This is a genomic window from Cryptocyanus atlanticus LEGE 06306 (assembly GCF_056633155.1).
This window is the reverse complement of record NZ_JBSJOZ010000009.1, coordinates 65,032-85,130: the sequence shown is the minus strand read 5'-3', so window position 1 is coordinate 85,130 and position 20,099 is coordinate 65,032. Positions and strand designations below refer to the sequence as shown.

Below are 20,099 nucleotides of genomic sequence, written 5' to 3'. Positions count from 1 at the left end.
CTCCACCATGCCGATGGACCGCGCCATTCGTCTCGGTCTCTACGGGTTCCTGGCCCTGGTGGGCCTGGCCGGATTGCTCCGGCTGACGCTCCAGCCCCCCCTGGCCAGCCGCACCGGATCCGCCGACGGGGCCCTGCTGGCCGATCTGGATGCCCAGGAGACCCTGCTCGATCAGCGGCAGCAGGCTTCGGTGCTGCTCAACCAGTTCGTGGGCGCCCAGATCACCCGCTATTTCTGGGGCAGCTTCAGCGGCTACCTGGATGTGCTCGGCATCGAGTCGCCGGACGACATGAAGGCCGAACTGAAGGTGGATGAGCGGAGCGCCCAGCTCAGGCTGCTGCCGCGCACCGGCCAGGAGAGCTACCTGGCCAGGGTCGAGGCGATCGAGAGTGTTCCCCGGGGAGTGGTGTGCCGGGGCGAAGGCCAGCCGGGACCGGTCCAGTGGCGGGACGATCGACTGGCCTGCCCGACCGGCTGGACCGCCCTCGCCGGGCAACGGCGGACGCGTCCGCCGGCCTGAGGGCGGCTCCTAGGGGGGCTGGATGGGGGGGGCGGCCCGTCTTCGGCTTCTGGGGCCCTTGGTACAGCGACAGCTCTGTCACCATTTCATGCCGAAGTTGTGGTCAAGTGCAACTCGTTTGTCTACATTCGGGTAGATGTTCCTTCGCCGTCCCGTGCTGAAGCGTCTTGCTACTGCTCTCGTTGTGGGAGCTTCCCTCTCCGCCGCCACGGCCCTTCCGGCCGCGGCCGCCGTCGATAACGACCTCCCCGTGCGCTGGAACACCGGCGGCGCCGTCTGGTCCACCAACCTCGACGCCTTCGTCACCTTCATCGAAACCGGTGACGTCGTTGATCGTGGTCTTGCCGGCGGTCTCTCCCGCTCCGGCTGGACCGCCAGTGAAGTCCGCACCGGTCTGGCCAAGACCTACAGCGTCGATGTGGTGGGCGTAACCCGCTTCCTCTACTCCGATGACGGGGTCAAGTTCCTCAAGAACCAGACCCGCAGCTACTTCCCCTACTGGTCGATGAGCACCTACGCGGTGCAGGGGCTCCGGGGGGCGATCATCGCCGACGCCGCCGACGGAACCATCTCCTCGGCCGGCATCATGGCGGCCCTGCCCACCGACTTCCGCCTGGCTGACACCTGCGGCACCTACGACGGCAAGCAGAACATCTGCGCCGAGGGCAAGTGCCAGGGCGAGGCCCAGTGCTCCTCCCTGCTCTCCTGGTACGTCTTCCTGCCGGCCTGCATCCAGGCCAACCAGATGACCGACCCCGTGGCGGAAGTCCGCATGACCCCGGCACCGGCTCCCACCTTCGAACCCGCTCCCATCCGCGGCCTCTGGTGATCAGCCCCATGGCCCTCCGGGCCTGTGGGCTCCCGGCCCCGCTCAGGCGGGGCTTTTTTCATGGCGCCGGGCGATCAGCAGCCGGTGCTCCAGCCGCTGGGGAAGGATCGTGCCGATCCGTCTGGCCAGCTCCCGTTCCAGGATCGCCACTTCCTCGGCGCTCAGATCACCGCTGGCGAGCTGGGTGGTGAGTCGCCGGCGATAGGGAGCCTCAGCGGCCAGCCAGCGGTTCTGCACCGAGGCGGTGAGCTCCAGGCTCAGGGTCTCGGTCCAGTCCTCCAGCCGGACGGTCCAGCCCAGCGCCACCAGGCCGTCGGCCAGCTCCTGGGCCCCGGGACGCCGGGCCAGCCAGCCCCGCTCCAGGCCGGCCAGCCTCTCCAGCCCTGTGCCGGTGGCGATGCTGGCTGGTGGAGCCGGCCCGCCCGCATCCTCGATCAGGGCATCGGCCGGGCCCAGCATCGGGGTGCTGATCAGGAGGCGGCACTGGCAGCCCGCTGCCGCCAGGGCGTCGATCTGACGCAGCCAGTGGCCCGTCGCCTCCCTTGATCGGTCCCTGTCGGAAGGCCGACCGCCGATCCACTCGAACCGTTCGGCCGGATCCAGCAGCGAAGCCAGCTGCTCCGGGCGGTCCGGAGCGGTTGTCAGGAGCCGTGGGCGCCGCAGGCTGTCAAGCAGGCCCAGTTGGGCCTGCAGCCGCTCCTGGATCTCCGCCTCAGCCACACTCAGCACCACGCCCCCCTCCGGAGCCTCCTCCAGGGGATCCAGTGCCCAGAGAAGGGAGCGGGCCTGCAGGATCAGGGTCCGGTCTTGACGGCTCCAATGGGCTCCCTGCCAGAAGCGCCGGCGCAGCTGGTCCAGACGCTCCCCCTCCGCTCCGATCTGCCGCCGGATCCAGCGCTGCAGGTCCGCCTCATCGGGGCCGCTGCTCAGCAGGGGACCCTGTTCCGCGTCCGCTTCGGCCTCGGCGGCGAGCTGGGCGGCCCGACGCCGCTGCAGCCGGCCCCGTAGCCGCCCTTCCCAACCCAGGGTCCCCGGCTGCCAGAACACTTCCCCCTGCAGGGACGCCGGCAGGTAGCGCTGGGCTACCCAGTGCTCGGTGTGGGCGTGGGGATAGCGATAGCCGACCCCATCGCCGAAGGCCTGGCCGTCGCGGTTCCCATCGCGCAGGTGGGAGGGCACCTCCTGGCGGTTGGCGGTCCGCACCGTTCGAAGGGCATCGAAGAAGCCCAGCACGCTGTTGCTCTTCTCCGCGCCGGCCAGGTAGAGGGCGGCCTGGGCGAGGGGATGGAGGCCCTCCGGCAGACCCACCCGCTCGAAGGCGGCGGCGCAGGCCTCCACCACCACGACCGCCTGGGGATCGGCCAGACCCACGTCTTCGCCGGCGGCGATCAGCATGCGCCGGAAGATGAAGCGGGGGTTCTCGCCGGCCTCCACCATGCGGGCCAGCCAGAACAGGGCGGCGTCGGGATCGGATCCCCGCAGCGATTTGATGAAGGCGCTGATCGTGTCGAAGTGGGCGTCGCCCTGCTTGTCGTAGAGCACGGCCCGCTGTTGGATCGATTGCTCGGCGATCGCCAGGTCGATGTGGATGGACCCGTCTGCGTCGGGTTCGGTGGTCTCGACGGCCAGCTCGAGCGCGTTCAGCAGGCTGCGGGCATCGCCTCCGGCCACATCGATCAAATGCTCGGCCGCTTCCGGCGCCAGGGCCACCCTGCGGTCCCCGAAGCCCCGCTCTGGATCGGCCAGGGCCCGTTCCAGCAGCTGCCGCAGGGAACCTGGCTCCAGCGGTTGCAGCCGAAACAGGCGGGAGCGGCTGAGCAGGGCCTTGTTCACCTCGAAGTACGGGTTCTCGGTGGTGGCGCCGATCAAGCTGACGGTGCCGTTCTCCACCCAGGGCAGCAGGGCGTCCTGCTGGGCGGCGTTGAACCGGTGCACCTCGTCGACGAAGAGGATGCTGCGCCGCCCATGGCGCTCCAGGCGGCCCCGGGCCGCCTCCACTTCGCTCCGCAGGTCCTTCACCCCGGCCAGCACGGCGTTGAGGCTGCTGAAGTGGGCACGGGTCGTGGCGGCGATGATCCGGGCCAGGGTCGTCTTGCCGACTCCGGGGGGGCCATGCAGGATCAGGTTGCCCACCCGATCGGCGCGGATGGCCCGCCGCAGCAGGCGTCCGGGTCCGAGAATCTCCTCCTGACCGACGAAGTCCTCCATGCTGCGGGGACGCAGCCGGTCGGCCAGCGGCGCCATGGTTCGGCGGTTCCGCTCCCCCTGATACTCGAACAGGTCCGTCACCGGCTCCCGCCTCATCCAGGGACAATCTTCGGGTCCGCCACAAGGGGGGTGGGCTGGAGGGGCTGGTCCTCCATAATCAGCTCACTGTTGTTGCCTGTGTGAAGCGTTCCCGACTGGTGATTCCGGCGGTCTTCGTCGTCCTGGCGGCCGGCATCGGTGGCTGTGGAGCCCCTGCCCCTCCGGCATCCCGTCAGGTGCAGGTCGGCACCCAGCCCGTGGCCGAGGCCCGCTTCACCGATGACGTTGACACGATCAGCACCCTGGAGGCGCTGACGGTGGTGCAACTGGCCGCCCAGGCCGGCGGCCGGATCGAGCGTCTGCTCGTCAACCAGGGGGATGTGGTGCGCAAGGGGCAGTTGCTGCTCGTGCTCGACCAGGTGCAGGTCCGCGCCGACGTGGCCAGCCTTCGCGCCGAGCTCGAGAAGGACAAGCTCAACTACCAGCGCTTCGAGTTCCTGGTGCAGCAGGGGGCGTCGAGTGCCATCCAGCGCGATCAGTTTCAGGCGCAGTACCTCCAGTCGAAGGAAGCGTTGCGGGCGCGGGAAGCGGATCTGGCCTTCCGGGATCTCCGCGCGCCGGCCGATGGCGTGATCAGCGATCTGTTGGTCAAAACGGGGGATGTGATCCGCTCCGGCGACCCGTTCACCAAGGTGGTGCGCAACGACCGTCTGATGGCCCGCATCGACGTGCCCGGGGTGCTCACTTCCCGGGTGCGACCGGGCCAGCCGGTCACCCTGCAGGAACCGCTCGCCACCAAAGTGCTGGCCCGGGGTGTGGTGAGTTCGGTGGATCCGGTTGTGAACGCCGGGAATCAGTCCCTGTTGGTGAAGGCCGAATTCCCCAACCCCACCGGCACCCTGCGCACCGGTCTGCGGCTCCGGACCCGCGTCGAGCTGGAGGCCCGGGAGCTGCCCTCGGTCCCGTTCCAGGCGGTGACCCAGACCGCCGGCCAGAGCTTCGTGTTCGCCCTCGGCACTCTCCAGGATCTGGAGAGGTCACCCGGCAAGGCTCCGCTCGAGCAGCTGCGCCGTCTTCCCCCGGGCACCACCTTCGCCCTGCAGCGGCCCGTCCAGCTCGGCCCGCTGCAGAACAACCGTTATCCCGTGCTCAGTGGCGTAACGGTGGGTGAGCGCGTGATCACCACCAACCTGCTCACCCTCCGCCACGGCACTCCGGTGGCCCTCAACTGATCCAGCCACCGCTCGATGTCCCCTTCCAACACGTTCATCGTCCGCCCGGTTCTCACCGTGGTGTGCAGCCTGCTGATCGTGTTCGCGGGATTGATCGCCATCCCCCTACTGCCGGTCGAGAGTCTGCCGGACATCGCCCCGCCCACCGTCACGGTCACCTCCCGATACAACGGCGCCGACGCGGTGAGTGTCGAAGAGGGGGTCACCTCGGTGCTGGAGCAGCAGATCAACGGCGTCGAGAACATGGAGTACATCAGCTCCACCAGCGCCGCTGACGGGACCAGCGCGATCACGGTGTCCTTCGCCAGCGGCAGTGATGGGGACATCAATCAGGTGAACGTCCAGAACCGGGTGGCGCTGGCCCAGCCCCAGCTCCCCACCGAAGTGCGCCAATCGGGAGTGGTGGTCAACAAGGCCTCCAATTCGATCCTGCTGGTGTATAACTTCGTGAGCGAGGATCCAGCCAACCCGTTCAGCATCGAGACGATCAGCGGGCTGCTGGATCTCAATCTCACGGATGCCATCCGTCGGGTGAGGGGTGTTGGCAGCATCACCTATTTCGGCAATCGTCAACTGTCATTCCGGCTCTGGCTGGATCCTGACAAGCTGGCGGCCAACAATCTCACCTCCAATGATGTGGTGACGGCCCTCAACAGCCAGAACCGTCTGGTGGCAGCTGGCCGTGTGGGCGGAGCCCCCGCACCCGAGGGCCAGCAATACACCCTCACCGTGCAGCTCCAGGGCCGGTTGGTCAGCCAGCGGGAATTCGATGCCCTCATCCTGGGGCGCACCGACGACGGAGGTCTGATCCGCCTTCGAGACGTGGGTCGCACCGAACTGGGTGGAGAGAGTTTCGACGTGAGCTCCACCGACCTGCGTGGGGTGCCCTCGGTCGGTCTGGCGGTCTACCAGCTGGGGGGCAGCAATGCCCTGGAGGTGTCCGATGGGGTGAAGGAGGTGCTGGCCGATTTCGAGGCCACCCTGCCACCGGGCCTGAAGATCGAGCCCATCTATGACAGCACCGATTTCATCGAAGCCTCGATCGAGGGGGTGACCGGCTCGCTGCGGGATGCGGTGCTGCTGGTGGTGTTGATCCTGTTTCTGTTCCTGCAGGACTGGAAAGCCACGCTGGTGCCGGCCATCGCCATCCCGGTTGCCCTGGTGGGCACCTTCTTCCTGGTGAAGGTGTTCGGCTTTTCGCTCAATCAACTCACCCTGTTCGGTCTTGTTCTGGCCACGGGTCTGGTGGTGGATGACGCCATCACGGTGATCGAGGACACCTCGACGAAAAAGTCGGAGGGTCTCAGTGCCCTGGCGGCGGCCCGGGCCACCATGGATGAGCTCTTCTCCGCGGTGATCTCCACCTCACTGGTGCTGTTTGCCGTGTTTCTGCCGGTGCTGTTCTTCCCTGGCGCCACCGGCACGATCTACAAGCAGTTTGCGGCCACGATCATCTTTTCGGTGGCCATCTCCACCTTCAACGCCCTCACGTTCTCCCCGATGCTCTCGGCCCTGCTGCTGGCCCGTGAGAGCCCTCCGCCGGGCCGCCGGGCCTATGGCATCGGCGGCCTGGTGATCGGCCTCCTCTACGGGCTGCTGGTGGGGGGCGGTTTCGGGTCCCCGCTCAGCCTGATCCTGTTCGCCGCGATCGGCCTGACCCTCGGCTGGTTCACCCTCACGATCTTCGCCGCCTTCAACCGGTTCTACGCGGTGTTCGAACGTCGCTACGACGGCCTGCTTGGCTGGGTGCTCGGTCGCCGCAAGCTGGTGATGGCCCTGCTGCTGGCCGGCCTGACCCTCACCGGGGTCGCCTTCAACGCCATTCCCAGTGGTTTTGTTCCGATCGAAGATCAGGGTTACGGCATCGGATTCGTTCAGGCTCCAGATGGGGGATCGGAGGAGAACACCCGACGCATCAACGCCCGGGTGGCCGAGGTGCTGCGGACCGAACCCAGCATCCGCTCGGCGGCGATCTTCAGCGGCGCCAGCCTCGATGGCAACGCCCCCAACAAGGGCCTGTTCTTCTTCGGCACCACCAACTGGAACGAACGTCAGAGTGCGGACCAGTCGATGGGGGCGATCACCGAGCGGTTGCGCCAGAAGCTGGCCACGATCCAGGAGGCCCGGGTGATCGTGGTGGAACCCCCCGCCATTCCAGGCTTCGGCGCGTCCGGTGGCTTCGAGTTCCAGATGCTCAACCAGAGTGGTGGCGCCATCTCCCTGCCGGAGTTCTTCGGAGCGTCCACCGACCTGATCTCCAGGGCCAGGGCGATCGAGGTCAATGGTCGTCCCCTCTACGACTCCAGAAGCCCGTTCACCCAGTTCAGCCCGGAGTCCCCCCAGCTGGCCATCCAGGTTGACCGGGATCGTCTGGCCTCCCTGGGGGTCGATTACGGCCAGGCGATGCAGACGTTCAGCTTCTACTTCGGGGGCGCCTACATCAACGACACCTTCCAGGATGGCCGGGTGCGACGCGTCTACGTCCAGGCAGACGAGCAGTTCCGGGCCACTCCCGATCGGCTGAAATCGATCTTCGTCAAGAACGCCGGGGGTGAGGCCGTGTCCCTCGCCGAATTCTTCCAGGTGGAACCAGTCACGGGGCCATCGATCATTCCCCGTTTCAATCTCTATCGCTCGATCAAGGTGGAGGGTTCCCCCGCGGCGGGCAACAGCTCCGGGCAGGCGATCAAGGGAATGCTCGCCAGCTTCCGCGAGCTCGACATTCCCGGCCTCGGCTACGACTGGACCGGCCTCTCGAGGGAGGAGGTGAAGGCCGGGGCCCTGGCGGTGGTGATCTTCGCCCTGGGCATCCTGGTGGTCTACATGGTGCTGGCGGCCCAGTATGAGAGTTACAGCGATCCGTTGATCATCCTGATGACGGTGCCAACCGCCATGCTCGGGGCCCTGATCTTCCTCGGCCTGCGGGGCTACGAACTCAACATCTACGCCCAGGTGGGCCTGGTGATGCTGATCGGCCTGGCCGCCAAGAACGGCATCCTGATCGTGGATCTGGCCAACCAGCGCATGGCCGAGGGAGCCAGCCCCCTCGAAGCGGCCCGGGAGTCGGCCCGATCCCGTCTGAGGCCGATCATCATGACGGCCATTTCTTCCTTGTTCGGCTTCCTGCCGCTGGTCCTCGCCAGCGGGGCCGGGGCCCGCAGCCAGGCGTCCCTGGGAACCGTGGTGTTCGGCGGGCTGCTGGTGGCCACGGTGCTGTCGCTGCTGGTGGTTCCCGTCTTCTATGTGGTTATGAAGCAGTGGCTCACTCCAGCGGCTCCAGACCGGCAGACTCCGCCACCGGCCCCGACTCCGGTCGAAGGATGACCCAGCCAGCCCCCCTGAATGGACGCAAGGTGCTGATGGCGGCGCTGGTCGGTGCCGCTCTCGGACTGGCCCTGGCCCTGATGCTGTCGGTGGTGGTGCGCAACACGCCCGTGGAGATTCCCCGTCGGGCCTTTCTGATCTACAACGCCCTGCTGAGCGCCTTCGGGGGCTTTGCCGGCCTCACGCTCGAGTCGGTGCGCCAGCTTCAGGAGCGCAATCCCGAGCGCGATTATCACCAGAAGCGCCGCTGAATATCGGTCGCTCCCCCGTCGCAAGGGGGCGGCTCTGCTCCTAACCTTCGCAAGCCATGGCCGAATCCGTGATCCGCCCCTTGCGCCCCCCCACCCTCCTTCTGGCGGCCTCCACTCTGGCGGCGCTGGCTTCGGTGCTTGGTTGTGCTCCGTCCAAGCCTCCTCTGCAACCGCCTCCCGCGGTGAAGGTGGTCAATCCCCGTCCGTCGGTCTTCACCGACTCAGCCGATTACCAGAGCACGCTGGAGGCCATCCGGGAGGTGAAGCTCGCGGCGGAGATCGATGGCCGCATCGTGGCCATGCCCATGCAGGAGGGCCAGCCGGTCCAGCGGGGTGACCTGCTCTTCCGCCTCGACCAGGTCCAGCAGCAGGCGGCTACCGACGCCGATACGGCTGAGGCCCGCAAGGACGTGATCAATGCGGAGCGCTACATCTTTCTGAATGATCAGGGCGCCGTCTCCACCAAGGAGCGCGATTTCTACATCACCCAGGCCCTGCAGAGCCGCGATCAACTGAAGGCTTCCCAGGCCACGCTGGGTTACAAGAACGTCACCGCCCCCATCGCGGGCCAGGTGGGCAGCCTGCTGGCCAAACCCGGTGACGTCGTGCGGGCCGGAGCCGCGGTCACCAGCGTGGTTGACAATTCCCAGCTCTGGGTGCGGTTGGATGTTCCCGGAGAGGATGCCGCCCGGGTCAGGCCTGGCCTGCCGGTGGTGCTGCGGGCCCCCGATCGCCCGGAATTGATCGCCCGCGGCGCCGTGAGCTTCGTGGCGCCCTCGCTCGACAAGGAACGTCAGACCCTGTTAGTGAAGGCCACCTTCGCCAACAGGGACGGCGCCCTGCGCAACAACCAGCGGGTCAATGCCACCTTGATCTTTTCCCAGGGCAGCACCCTCTCAATTCCTGAGCAGGCGGTGCTGCTTCAGGCCGGCAAGACCTTCGTGTTCCTGGCGGTGAGTCCTCAGCAGGCCCGTGCCCGCCTGGGTCGGGAGATCGAACCGGCGCCCCCGGCCGGGTCTCTGGTGGCCGTGCAGGTGCCCGTGACCCTTGGCACGCTCCAGAGCGGGGTCTACCCGGTGACCTCGGGGCTGCAGACCAGCGATGCGGTGATCCTGGGCAACCTGGCCCAGCTGCGCAGCGGTCTCGCCGTGCGGGCCTCCGCTCCCGCCCCCGCCGCGCCCCCGGCCTCCCAGACCCGCCCATGAGCCTGTCGGACACCTTCATCCGCCGACCCGTGCTCAGCACGGTGTGCAGCGTGCTGATCCTGCTGGCCGGGGTGATCAGCCTGCCGCTGCTGCCGATCGAAAACCTGCCCGACATCGCACCACCCACGATCCAGGTGAACGCCAGCCTGCCGGGTGCCGATGCCCTCACGGTCGAGAGCGCGGTGACGGGCCCCCTCGAGGAGCAGATCAACGGTGCTCCCGGAATGGACTACATCACCTCCACCAGCACCGGGGAGGGAAGCAGCCAGATCAATGTCTATTTCAAACCAGGTACGAATCCCGATATCGACCAGGTGAATGTGCTGAACCGGGTGCAGACAGCCAGCCCCCAGCTGCCGCCGCAGGTGAATGCCCAGGGGGTGACGGTTCAGCAGACTTCAGGCAGTTATCTTCTGGTCTACAATCTCACTTCGAGTGAGGGTCAATTCGATAATAATTACCTTAATGGTCTGCTCCAGCTCAATCTGCTCTATCCGCTGACCCGCGCCGACGGTGTCGGCCAGGTGAATATCTTCGGTGCCGCCGACCCAGCCTTTCGCCTCTGGGTTGATCCCCTGCGACTCTCCCGCTTCAATCTTTCGGTCACCGATGTGGTGAATGCGCTGGAGTCCCAGAATGTGGTGGTGGTGGCAGGCAGCATTGGTGGTCCCCCTTCGCTGCGCACCAATCGCAGCACCTTTCCGATTCTTGTGAATGGAAATCTCGAAACCGTTGCGCAATTCGAGAAACTCATCCTGGCTAAAGGCCCCGACGGAGGCCTGATCCGGCTTGGCGATGTGGGGCGAGCTGAGTACGCCTTCCAGAATTTCAACCAATCGGCGGTGAATGCCATCAGTGGCTTTCCCTCCGTCGGGTTCGGGGTCATTCAGCTCCCCGGAAGTAATGCCATTTCCACGGCCAAGGCTGTGGACGTGGTCCTCACCCAGTTCCGGAACTCCCTGCCCCCAGGAGTGGTTCTGGAAAAGGTGTTCGATCAGACTGACTTCATCAATGCCTCGATCGAAGGAGCCCTCGATGCCCTCCGCGATGCGGTGGTGCTGGTGCTGTTGATCATCTTCCTGTTCCTGCAGGACTGGAAGGCCACCGCCGTCCCGGCCCTGGCTCTGCCGATCGCGCTGCTGGGCGCGATGGTGTTCGTGAAGGCCTTCGGGTTTTCGATCAACGAACTCACTCTTCTGGGCATCATCCTGGCCACGGGGCTGGTAGTGGACGACGCGATCGTGGTGGTGGAGGCCGTGTCGGCTCGGATCGAGGCCGGCGATCCTCCCTTCGTGGCTGCGTCCAATGCCATGAAGGAACTGACCGGAGCTATTTTTGCCACGGCGCTGGTGCTGCTGGCCGTGTTCGTGCCTGTGGCCTTCTTCCCCGGCGCCACCGGGGTGATCTACCGGCAGTTCGCGCTCACGATCGTCTTCTCGATCATCGTGTCCACCTTCAATGCCATCACCGGCAAACCCCTGCAGTCAGCGCTGCTGCTCGGTGGTGGCAAGACGGAACCCCGCGGATGGCGCTGGACGGCGATCGGCGGTGGGCTCGGCGCCCTGTACGGCACCCTGGCCGGTGGTTGGCTGCTGGCCCTGGTGCTGGGACTGGTCGGGGCGGTGATCGGCTCCTTCCTGATGCCCATCTTCGCGGCGTTCAACAGGGGGTTCGACCGGTTGGCCCGCGGCTATGCGGCTCTGCTGGAGCAGGTGATCCGGCTGAGGCGTCTTGTGGCCATCGGTCTGCTGGGGGGGGTGCTGCTCACCGGCGCCGCCTTCGTGCTCATCCCCACCGGTTTCGTTCCCACCGAAGATCAGGGCTACGGCCTGGGCATCATTCAATTGCCAGCCCAGGCCTCGATCGAGGCCACGATGGGAGTGGCGGATCAGGCCAGAAAAATCATCGCCAAGGAGCCCGACGTGGTGTCCGGTGAGATGGTCGGCGGAGCCGGTTTCAACGGAGGCTCGCTGAACCAGGGTCTCTTCTTCTTCGGACTGAAGCCAATCGAGGAGCGCACCAGCCCCCAGCAGTCGGCCAACGCGATCATCCTGCGGATGAACAAGGCCTTCGCTGAGATTCCCGGTGCCGTGGTGCTGGCTCAGGCCCCGGCGGCCGTGCCCGGTTTCGGCGCCCAGGGGGGCCTGTCCTTCCAGTTCAATGACCTCAGCAACGGTGGCTACAGTCCCACCGAACTCTCCACTCTCGCCGGTGAGCTGATCGGCAAGGCCAGGGCCACCGGAACCTTCCGCAATCTCTACACCCAGTTCATCAGTGATGCCCCGGTCTGGCGTCTGGATGTGGACCGGGACAGGATGGCCTCCCTCGACATCGATTTTGCAGACGCCATGCAGGTGCTGGGCACCCTCACAGGGGGCAGTTTCGTCAACCAGACCTATGAGCAGCAGCAATACCGCCAGGTCTACGTGCAGGCCGATGCGGCCCATCGCAGCATGGTCCAGGATCTGCAGGATCTCAATGTCTCCAACCGCTCCGGCCAGCTGGTTCCCCTCTCCAACGTGGTGCAGGCCCGCCTGGACAGTGCACCGCCGATCATCAGCCACTTCGATCTCTACCGCACGGTGTTGATTCAGGGGGTGGAAGCCCTGGGCAAGAGCAGCGGCCAGGCGATCGACACTCTGGCTGACACCTTTCGCCAGTTCAACTTCGCCAACATCGGTTCCGCCTGGTCGGCCCTGACGCGCTCGGAGGTGGCGGCCGGTGCCCTGGCCATCCTTGTGTTCGCCCTCGGGATCGTGGTGGTGTATCTGGTGCTCTCGGCCCAGTACGGCAGCTACATCGATCCGCTGATCATCCTGATGACGGTGCCGCTGGCGATGCTCGGAGCCCTGCTCTTCCTGGTGCTGCGCGGCCAGGTGAACAATGTGTATGCCCAGGTGGGTCTGGTGACGTTGATCGGCCTGGCCGCCAAGAATGGGATTCTGATCGTTGATCTGGCCAACCAGCGGATGGAGCAGGGGATGACGGCGGCGGAGGCGGCCCTGGCGGCCGCCTGCTCCCGCCTGCGCCCGATTCTGATGACGGCCATGGCGGCCCTGGCTGGGTTCTTTCCCCTGCTCGTGGCCAGTGGGGCCGGAGCCCTCAGTCAGCAGTCCCTCGGCGCGGTGATCTTCGGGGGGCTGCTGGTGGCCACCGTGCTCAGTCTGTTCGTGGTGCCATCGTTCTACGTGTTGATGAAGCAGCTGGAGGCCGCCTGGTTCCCGGCCAGCCAGCAGACCGAACCGGTGCTACCGGCCCGCTGAGATGCCCCTGCCCAAGCCTGCCGGATATCGTCCCCAGCGCCAGCTGCGGGTCGACCGCCGCCGGATCATGCTGGCGGGGGTGATCAACGTCTGTGCCTCCTTGTTGCTGCTGAGCCTGGCCCACCGGGCCTCGAGATCTCCGGGTGAACTCCTGCCGCCGATTCACCCCCGCTTCTGGGTGGTGGTGGTGGGGATGGCGGGCTTCTGCGGCGTCTGGGGGGAAAGCCTGCGTCAGATCGGGCTGACCCGGCGTGGCGAGCCCGGAGCTCCCCTCGATGGCGGTGGGGACGGCCTCAGGTGATCACCGTGGGGCGCTCCATCCCCGTGCGGCGGCGGATCTCGGCGAGCTGGTCGGAGGCGGAGATGAGATCAGCCAGGGCCTCCTGCGGATCCCGGCCGAGGTTGCCGCCCGCGCCCACATAGCTCTCCAGATACAGCCGCAGGGTGGCTCCCTGGGTGCCGGTGCCCGAGAGGCGCACCACCGCCCGGCTGCCGTCCTCGAGCAGGAGACGCAGTCCCTGGCCCGTGGTGAGTGAGCCGTCGACCGGATCGGTGTAGCTGAAGTCGTCGGCGGTGGTGATGCGCCGGCCAGCGAAGGATGCGCCCACTAACTGGGGGAGCATCCCCCGGAGCCGGTCGTAGAGCCCATGGGCCCGGTCGCCGGCCACCGCTTCATAATCGTGACGGGAGTAATAGTGCCGACCGAAGCGGCTCCAGTGCTCGGCCATCACCTCGGCCACGGAGCAGCGCCGCCGCGCCAGGATCTGCAACCAGAACAGCACGGCCCAGAGCCCGTCCTTCTCCCGGATGTGATTGCTGCCGGTACCGAAGCTCTCCTCGCCGCAGAGCGTGATCCGGCCGGCATCGAGCAGATTCCCGAAGAATTTCCAGCCGGTGGGGGTTTCGTAGCAGGGCAGCCCCAGGTCACGGGCCACCACATCGACGGCCGCACTGGTCGGCATCGATCGGGCGACTCCGTCCAGCCCCCCGGCGTAACCGGGCGCCAGAGCGGCGTTGGCGGTGAGGACCGCCAGGCTGTCACTGGGATTCACGAAACAATGGGACCCCAGAATCATGTTGCGGTCGCCGTCGCCGTCGCAGGCGGCGCCGAAGCGGTAGTGATCGCCCTCCAGCAGCAGCGCCGCCAGATCATGGGCGTAGGTCAAGTTGGGGTCGGGATGGCCTCCGCCGAAATCCTCCAGCGGGATCCCGTGGCGTACCGTTCCCGCCGGAGCGCCGAGCAGGCCTTCGAGGAGACGCCGGGCGTAGGGTCCGGTGACGGCGTGCATGGCGTCGAAGGCGATCGGCAGGTCGCCACGCAGCAGGTCGGCGATCTGATCGAAGTCGAACAGGCCCTGCAACAGGCTCACGTAGTCCTCCACCCCGTCGATCACCTCGACCCGTAGTGTCCCGACCCTCCACTGGTCCGGGCTGTCGAGGTGGGGGGGATCGGCATCGACGATGCGGTAGCCCTCCAGGGTCGTGGTGGCGGCGTAGATGGCCTCCGTGATCGATTCGGGGGCCGGGCCACCATTGGCTCCGTTCACCTTGACGCCGAAATCCCCCTCGGGGCCGCCGGGATTGTGGCTGGCCGAGAGGATGATTCCTCCGATCGCGCCGTGGCTGCGGATCAGGTGGGAGGCGGCGGGGGTGGAAAGGATGCCATCCGTGGTGGTGATGAGCCGGGACAGGCCATGGGCCGCCCCCATGCGGATGATCACGTCGATGGCGTGGCGGTTGCCGTAACGGCCGTCGCCGCCGACGATCAAGGTTCCACCGGCCACCCCCGGCAGCACCCTGAAGACCGCTTCGATGAAGCTCTCCAGGTAGTGGGGCTGGGCGAACCGGTGGCTGCTTTTGCGCAATCCGGAGGTGCCCGGCCTCTGATCGGTGAAGGGCGCGCTCAGGGGAACCTGACGGATCGCCAGGGAGGAGGCGCTGCTGGTCATGGGGGCCGGCCGGAGGACGTCAGGCTAGCCCTGGGGGCCGGACCCGCCCGGCAGGCCGATCCGCGCTCGTTAACGTGGGAGTCAGGTCACCCGCGCTGCCATGGCTGAACGCCCTTCCCGGATCCACGGCCCTTCCCGGTCCGGCGGCCATGGCCCGACCGACCGGCCGTTCCAGCCGGAGCGGACCGTCCGCTCGGAGCCCGGCGCCTCCCGGGCCGGATCGCTCAGGTTCCGCTCCCCCGGAGCCTGGAGTGGGTTGAGGTTGTGGGGGATGGCGCTGGCCCTGGTCTCGGCCGGCCTGCTCAGCGCAGGGGGCCAGAGGGCGGGAGCCGCCGTCATGGGTGCGGCCCCGGCCCGACCGCTCAACGAAGCCATCGCCCGCACCCGGGTCGCCGCCAAGGCCGTCCTGGCCAGGTCCGGCGACGACAGCTGTCTGATGGGCAAGTTGACCAACGCCCTGCTGGGACTTTCCTCCAGTTGTCAGGCCGAAGGCCTCGGCTCACCCCTGTGCCGCCTGGCCGAGGAGGTGGTGGTCAGCACCGGTTGGACGATGCCCTTCATGGATCGCTCGGCCCGGGCCCTGCTGGAGCTCAGTGACCCGTCCCAGACCGAGACCCCCTGACCCGACGGGGTTCCCCGTCGGGTCAGGGGGTCAGGGGGCGGTGCCGAATCCGAATCCGGAGGGCCGGTTGCCTGGCGGCTGACCGGAAGGAGCACCCGAGGGCGGCCCACCCGGGGGACCGTCCGTGCGGGCCGGCGCCGCGGGCCGGCGCCGGCAACTGGTCACCAGCCGCTCCGCCGCCTGATCCACCCGGTCCCAGCGGGTGAAGTCGTTGCTGCTGGTCGTCTGGGATGACTGAACCACCTCCCAGACGGCGTCCTTGCAGAACCCCGGCAGCAGCGGGTGGTCCATCAGCGGATCGGCCAGGCTGCGGGCCCGCTCGCAGCTGCTGGCCGTGTTCTCCCGGCCGCAGGCGATGGCGGCCAGTTGAACTTCGCGGAGGGCTTCATTGCTGGGATAGGGAATGAAGGCCTCCGCGGCTCGCGCCGGGGTGCCCGTGCCCGCCAGGAGCGGGCACAGGGCAGAGGTCAGCAGCGTGGCGACGAGGCTGGACCGGGCCATGACAGGGCTGCGGAGTCGATGTCCATCATGCCGACCGGCTCAGACGGTGAGCCGAACCGTGCCGAGGCCGTGTCGGAGCGGCCGCTGACGTGTCAGCCAGCGGTGCCGGAGCCGACGGCGCACCGGAAGCGGCGACCCCAGCAGGGCTTGGCGAAGCCAGGGCCACTGCCGCAGCAGCAGGCCCTGGCTGGCCTCCAGCCGCTGGAGCTCCTGGGCCCGGCGGATGTCGGGCTCCCGCTCGGCCTGGACCGTGGCCAGCATCGCGTCGACCCAGCCTGGGCTGTTCGCCCGCAGGGCCGGCATCAGCCGATTCGCGGCGACGATCGTGTCCCTCAGGGCCATGTTGATGCCCTGGGCCCGGATCGGGCTCATCGGATGGGCCGCATCCCCCAGCAGCAGCAGGCCGGGTCGATGCCAGCACCGGCCGAGGCCCACCTGCACCGTCAGGGCGATGGGGGCGCTGAGGGCCCGGGCTTCCCGGCGGAAATGGGCCGCCAGCCAGGCCGGGGCGAGGCCGGCGAAGGTTTCCGCCCAGGCGGGCCCACTGCGCTCGATCCGCTCCCCGGGATCCACTACCCAGCCCAGCTGCAGCTCACCAGCCCTGGCCCCGTGGAAGACGCTGCAGGCGCCGCCACGGCCGAGCAGCTGGGTGAAAACGTTGTCGCTCAGGAAGCTTGGGTGTTCCGGCAGCCGAAACCAGAGCAGGTCGATCGGGCTGCTGGATCGATCCAGCGCCAGTCCCGCTCGGGTGCGAACGGTCGAGGAGCGGCCATCACTGCCGATCACCAGGAGGGCGGGCAGACGTCGACCGCCGGCCAGGCGCACCCCCGCCACCCGGCCCCGATGCACCAGCAGGTCACGCACCGGCTGGCCGGGCAGCCAGCGGAAGTCTGGCCAGCTCTGGGCCCGCTCCAGGATCGCTTCCAGCAGGGCGGGTTGGGACACCAGGGTGCAGCGACGGCCCCCGTCGAGGGGCTCTTCGACCCGGAACAGCTCCCGGCCGTCGAGATGGAAGGACCAGCCGTCCAGGGGCCGCCGGGGGAGCTGCTCCAGCAGGGGCATCAGACCCAGCTGCTCGAGGGCCTCCAGACCGGAGGGCATCAGCGCTTCGCCCCGGAACTGCCGGGCCAGATCGCGGCTGGCCTCCACCAGAGTCACCGGCACGCCTCGCTCGGCCAGCAGCAGGGCCAGGCAGGCCCCCGCCGGACCGGCTCCCACGATGACGACGGGAAGGCGTTCAGGATTCATCGGGCCTCGCTGGCAGGGCTGGCCCGCTGGATCCCGCTGCCGCAGGTCTGGCGCATGCGCTCCAGTTTGCGCTGCAGGCGGGGGGTGACGCCCAGCTCGGCTCCCTGCCACATCCGGTCGATTTCCCGAGCGAAATGGGCGGCCAGGGGGGCCGATTCCAGGATTAGCAGCGTCTCATCGTTGACGTGGGCGGCGGCCGGACTCCAGTTGAACGAACCGGTGATGACCGTCTGGTCGTCGATCACGGCGAGCTTGTGGTGCATCTTGTCGCCCGTCGCCAGGCGGGGCGTTCCCACTCCCCCCGCCGGCTGTTCCCAGGGGGCGTTAGCGGCTTCCAGCCTGCAGAACCGGTCCGGCATGGCCAGTCCGAGCAGATCCAGCACCTCCGAGAAGCTGCGGCTGGCGAAACCGGGGTCGGCCAGCAGCCGGATCTGCACGCCTCGCGCCTGCAGTCGGGCCAGGGCATCGGCGATTCCCTGGGCGGAGAACACGAACAGAGCCATGTCCAGCCGACGGCGCGTGCCGGCCAGGCGATCCTCCAGCAGGGTGAGCCCATGGTGTGGATCCCGGCGCCGGTGGGGGGAGAACAGCACCGTCACCTGGGTCGATCCGATCGCCACCGTCTGCGCCGGGCCGCTTTCCTTGGCGAGGCCGAAGCGGCTGTCGGGAGCGCCGCCGGGGCCGTCGCCCCACATCCGCTCGAATTCCCGGCGGAAGATCCCGGCGAGCTCCCGGTTCTCGAAGCGCAGCAGGTGGTTCACGTTGCCGCGGGTGCGGGGAGCCCCCGGATCACCGTGCAGACCCGAAGCGGTGAAGTTGGCGGAGCCCGTGACCAGCCAGTGCCCATCCACCACCAGGAATTTGTGGTGCATCAGGCCACTTCCGGCGCTTCCGTCGGCCGTGTCATCGATCCGGGGCACACCGCCGCGCCCGAGAATCGCCAGGGCGTCCCCCTGCTCGCGTTCGGCCGTGTTGAGGACGCCGTCGCGGTTCCGGTCGGCCAGGGCACTCAGCTGGGCGTGGCGGGAGCGCTGGCGGCTGTCGAGATCGGCTGGGGACTGGTCGCTGAAAGGGGTGCTGTAGGTGTTCTCGAGAATCAGGCGCACCGCCACCCCCTGTCGCCGTTTCTCCACCAGGGCGTGGGCCACCCGGGGCAGGGAAAGTTCCTGCACAGCCACCAGGATCTCCTGGCGGGCGTTTCGGATGGTCTCGAGGAGTAGGGCCTCGAGGTCGTCGCCAGAGCGGCTCTGGCCATCGATCGGGCTGCGGTACTGGCGATCCGCCCGGTGGTTGAAGACCACCTCGATCCCCGCCGGCAGGGGCAGGTCGTCAGGGGGCTGGCCGAGGATTCGGGCGCGACCGGCACAACCGCCGAGGGCAAGGGCCGGCAGGAGCAGAGCGGCCATGGCCCCGTGGTGGAGCCATGGACCGGGGGTGGGGTTCGGCAAGGCTGGAGGTGGGGGGCTCCTGGAAGAGTTCCCCACTCACCTGGCCCTGCCCTAGGAGTGGCCGGGCATCTCGGCGGTCCTGAGCATCAGGACGAACCAGAGGGTGCTCACCAGGACAGCCATGCCGACGGCCGTCCCGATGCCGACGCGAACCATCAGGACGGGAACAAGCAACGGGAGGGCAAGGCTGCCGATCAAGGGGGTGAGCGCCACGACGGTGCGCATCAGAACCACTCAGCCACGGCCTGGCTGGAGGGGTTGCTGTTGTCCTCGGGAGTGGAGCGTTCGAACTTGAGGGTGATGCTCCGCTTCTGGTCTCCATCGGCGGCCACCGCCTGGATCGGATAGAGCTGCTGACCGTCGCGGAAGGGGACCTGAACCCGGAAGGTTCCATCGGCGGAGAGTGGAACAGCCTCATCGCCGATGCTCAAGGTGGCGGAGGGATCGGTGGCGCCGTAGACGATCAGTTCGGCGTCCGCCACCAGCCAGAAGGCCCGTTGACGCGGAGCCACTCCGCCGATGCCGGAGGCATGGCGGCCGCTGGCCCAGAGACCGACGCCGGAATCGTGAAGCCCTCGAACCTGGCCGCTGGCGCTGAGATCCTCCAGTTCGTGGAAGGCTTCGGAGCCCCGTCCAAAGTGTTTCCAGCGCAGGGTCGCCGACTGATAGAGGCGTTCGTGGAGTCCGTTGTCAGCGGCGGGGGGGGATTCGACCGCCACTCCAGCCGTGGGCATCGAGCCCGCCGAGGAGACCTCCAGGGAGAAGGGCACGAACTGATCGAGAATCTGCTCGCTGGGATGGAGGGCAGGGACCCGGGCCACGGCGGAAAAGCCCAGGCAGATCCAGCCGCCACCCTGCTTGCGAAAGCCGAGCTCCACGCGATAGTCCCGGTCGCTCAGCGGAACGGGCAGATACCACTCGCTGGCGTGGTTGTCGACGGGCACCTCCTGCAGGGTGTGGGGGTGGGCCGATCCCTCGGGCAGGCCGGTGACGTCGGCGACGCGGAGGCAGAGCTGGCCGGCTCCAGCCTTGAACGCCGCATTGCGCTCCGCTTCGGCGATCTCCCAGAACACGTAGGCCCACTGGGGATCCCGGGGCAGGAACACGACCCTGGTTTCGGCGTCTGGGCGTGGGGCAGGGGTGAAGGCGGCTTCCATGCCGGCGAGATCGGCGGCCGAGGCGCCGAGGCGTGCGCCGGGGACGGCTGGATCCGCCTCCGGCTCAGAGCCCTGGCGGGTGTTGATCTCGCTGAGCAATTCGTCCTTGGATTTGCGGCTGTAGAGACTCACGCCAAGGTCACTGGCAATCTGGCGGAGCTGACGCAGGGTCATACGAGCCAGAGATGAGAGAGCCTGAGTCACCGTTTCCTCGGATTTCGTTTGGAATCAGTTTGGGGGAGATCCCGCCATTCTCGGCGTCGACACCTGCCTGAGTCAGCAACCACTGACTGGGGTACGGCT

The 20,099-nt window shown here is 67.7% G+C and carries 16 protein-coding genes; 9 read left to right on the top strand and 7 right to left on the bottom strand.

What is annotated here, in order from left to right; genetic code table 11:
• Positions 1-13 precede the first annotated feature (13 nt).
• Together ACWJI7_RS10540 and ACWJI7_RS10535 are read left to right on the top strand one after the other, a co-directional pair.
• Complete coding sequence (locus ACWJI7_RS10540; RefSeq protein WP_479937775.1) at positions 14-520, top strand: hypothetical protein; 507 nt, start codon at positions 14-16, stop codon at positions 518-520.
• Between the two features lie 136 nt (positions 521-656).
• Positions 657-1,349, top strand: a complete 693-nt coding sequence (locus ACWJI7_RS10535) for a protein phosphatase (protein WP_479937773.1) — start codon at positions 657-659, stop codon at positions 1,347-1,349.
• Positions 1,350-1,391: 42 nt separating this feature from the next.
• On the opposite strand, the gene ACWJI7_RS10530 is transcribed toward ACWJI7_RS10535, so the two are convergent.
• Complete coding sequence (locus tag ACWJI7_RS10530) at positions 1,392-3,653, bottom strand: AAA family ATPase (protein WP_479937771.1); 2,262 nt, start codon at positions 3,651-3,653, stop codon at positions 1,392-1,394.
• An 83-nt stretch (positions 3,654-3,736) separates the two neighbouring features.
• On the opposite strand from ACWJI7_RS10530, the gene ACWJI7_RS10525 reads away from it, so the two are divergent.
• The 6 genes from ACWJI7_RS10525 to ACWJI7_RS10500 are packed head-to-tail and all read left to right on the top strand — an operon-like array spanning position 3,737 to position 13,172.
• Positions 3,737-4,828 (top strand): efflux RND transporter periplasmic adaptor subunit, encoded by a 1,092-nt coding sequence (locus ACWJI7_RS10525; protein ID WP_479937769.1) that lies wholly within the window; start codon positions 3,737-3,739, stop codon positions 4,826-4,828.
• Between the two features lie 15 nt (positions 4,829-4,843).
• Positions 4,844-8,152 (top strand): efflux RND transporter permease subunit, encoded by a 3,309-nt coding sequence (locus tag ACWJI7_RS10520; RefSeq protein WP_479937767.1) that lies wholly within the window; start codon positions 4,844-4,846, stop codon positions 8,150-8,152.
• Positions 8,149-8,403, top strand: a complete 255-nt coding sequence (locus tag ACWJI7_RS10515; RefSeq protein WP_479937765.1) for a hypothetical protein — start codon at positions 8,149-8,151, stop codon at positions 8,401-8,403. The genes ACWJI7_RS10520 and ACWJI7_RS10515 overlap by 4 nt, the downstream gene beginning before the upstream one ends.
• A gap of 56 nt (positions 8,404-8,459) precedes the next feature.
• A complete protein-coding gene (locus tag ACWJI7_RS10510) occupies positions 8,460-9,608 on the top strand; it encodes an efflux RND transporter periplasmic adaptor subunit (RefSeq protein WP_479937764.1) in 1,149 nt (382 codons plus the stop codon).
• Complete coding sequence (locus ACWJI7_RS10505; RefSeq protein WP_479937762.1) at positions 9,605-12,871, top strand: efflux RND transporter permease subunit; 3,267 nt, start codon at positions 9,605-9,607, stop codon at positions 12,869-12,871. The genes ACWJI7_RS10510 and ACWJI7_RS10505 overlap by 4 nt, the downstream gene beginning before the upstream one ends.
• A gap of 1 nt (position 12,872) precedes the next feature.
• A complete protein-coding gene (locus tag ACWJI7_RS10500) occupies positions 12,873-13,172 on the top strand; it encodes a hypothetical protein (RefSeq protein WP_479937761.1) in 300 nt (99 codons plus the stop codon).
• Here ACWJI7_RS10500 and ACWJI7_RS10495 read toward each other — a convergent pair.
• Positions 13,165-14,820: an alpha-D-glucose phosphate-specific phosphoglucomutase gene (locus tag ACWJI7_RS10495; protein WP_479937759.1), complete on the bottom strand. Its 1,656-nt coding sequence runs from the start codon at positions 14,818-14,820 to the stop codon at positions 13,165-13,167. The genes ACWJI7_RS10500 and ACWJI7_RS10495 overlap by 8 nt on opposite strands.
• Before the next feature lie 100 nt (positions 14,821-14,920).
• On the opposite strand from ACWJI7_RS10495, the gene ACWJI7_RS10490 reads away from it, so the two are divergent.
• Positions 14,921-15,442 (top strand): hypothetical protein, encoded by a 522-nt coding sequence (locus ACWJI7_RS10490; protein ID WP_479937758.1) that lies wholly within the window; start codon positions 14,921-14,923, stop codon positions 15,440-15,442.
• A 30-nt stretch (positions 15,443-15,472) separates the two neighbouring features.
• Here ACWJI7_RS10490 and ACWJI7_RS10485 read toward each other — a convergent pair whose 3' ends face one another.
• From ACWJI7_RS10485 to ACWJI7_RS10465, 5 genes are all read right to left on the bottom strand, one after another.
• On the bottom strand, positions 15,473-15,943 hold the full coding sequence (locus tag ACWJI7_RS10485) for a hypothetical protein (RefSeq protein ID WP_479937756.1): 471 nt from the start codon (positions 15,941-15,943) through the stop codon (positions 15,473-15,475).
• Positions 15,944-15,982: 39 nt separating this feature from the next.
• Positions 15,983-17,191, bottom strand: a complete 1,209-nt coding sequence (locus ACWJI7_RS10480) for an FAD-dependent oxidoreductase (RefSeq protein ID WP_479937755.1) — start codon at positions 17,189-17,191, stop codon at positions 15,983-15,985.
• Positions 17,188-18,597, bottom strand: coding sequence for a phospholipase D-like domain-containing protein (locus tag ACWJI7_RS10475; RefSeq protein WP_479937754.1), 1,410 nt, complete (start codon positions 18,595-18,597; stop codon positions 17,188-17,190). The genes ACWJI7_RS10480 and ACWJI7_RS10475 overlap by 4 nt, the downstream gene beginning before the upstream one ends.
• A 93-nt stretch (positions 18,598-18,690) precedes the next feature.
• Positions 18,691-18,864, bottom strand: a complete 174-nt coding sequence (locus ACWJI7_RS10470; protein WP_479937752.1) for a hypothetical protein — start codon at positions 18,862-18,864, stop codon at positions 18,691-18,693.
• Positions 18,864-19,970: a DUF4912 domain-containing protein gene (locus ACWJI7_RS10465; protein ID WP_479937750.1), complete on the bottom strand. Its 1,107-nt coding sequence runs from the start codon at positions 19,968-19,970 to the stop codon at positions 18,864-18,866. Before ACWJI7_RS10465 ends, ACWJI7_RS10470 begins: the two co-directional genes overlap by 1 nt.
• Positions 19,971-20,099 lie beyond the last annotated feature (129 nt).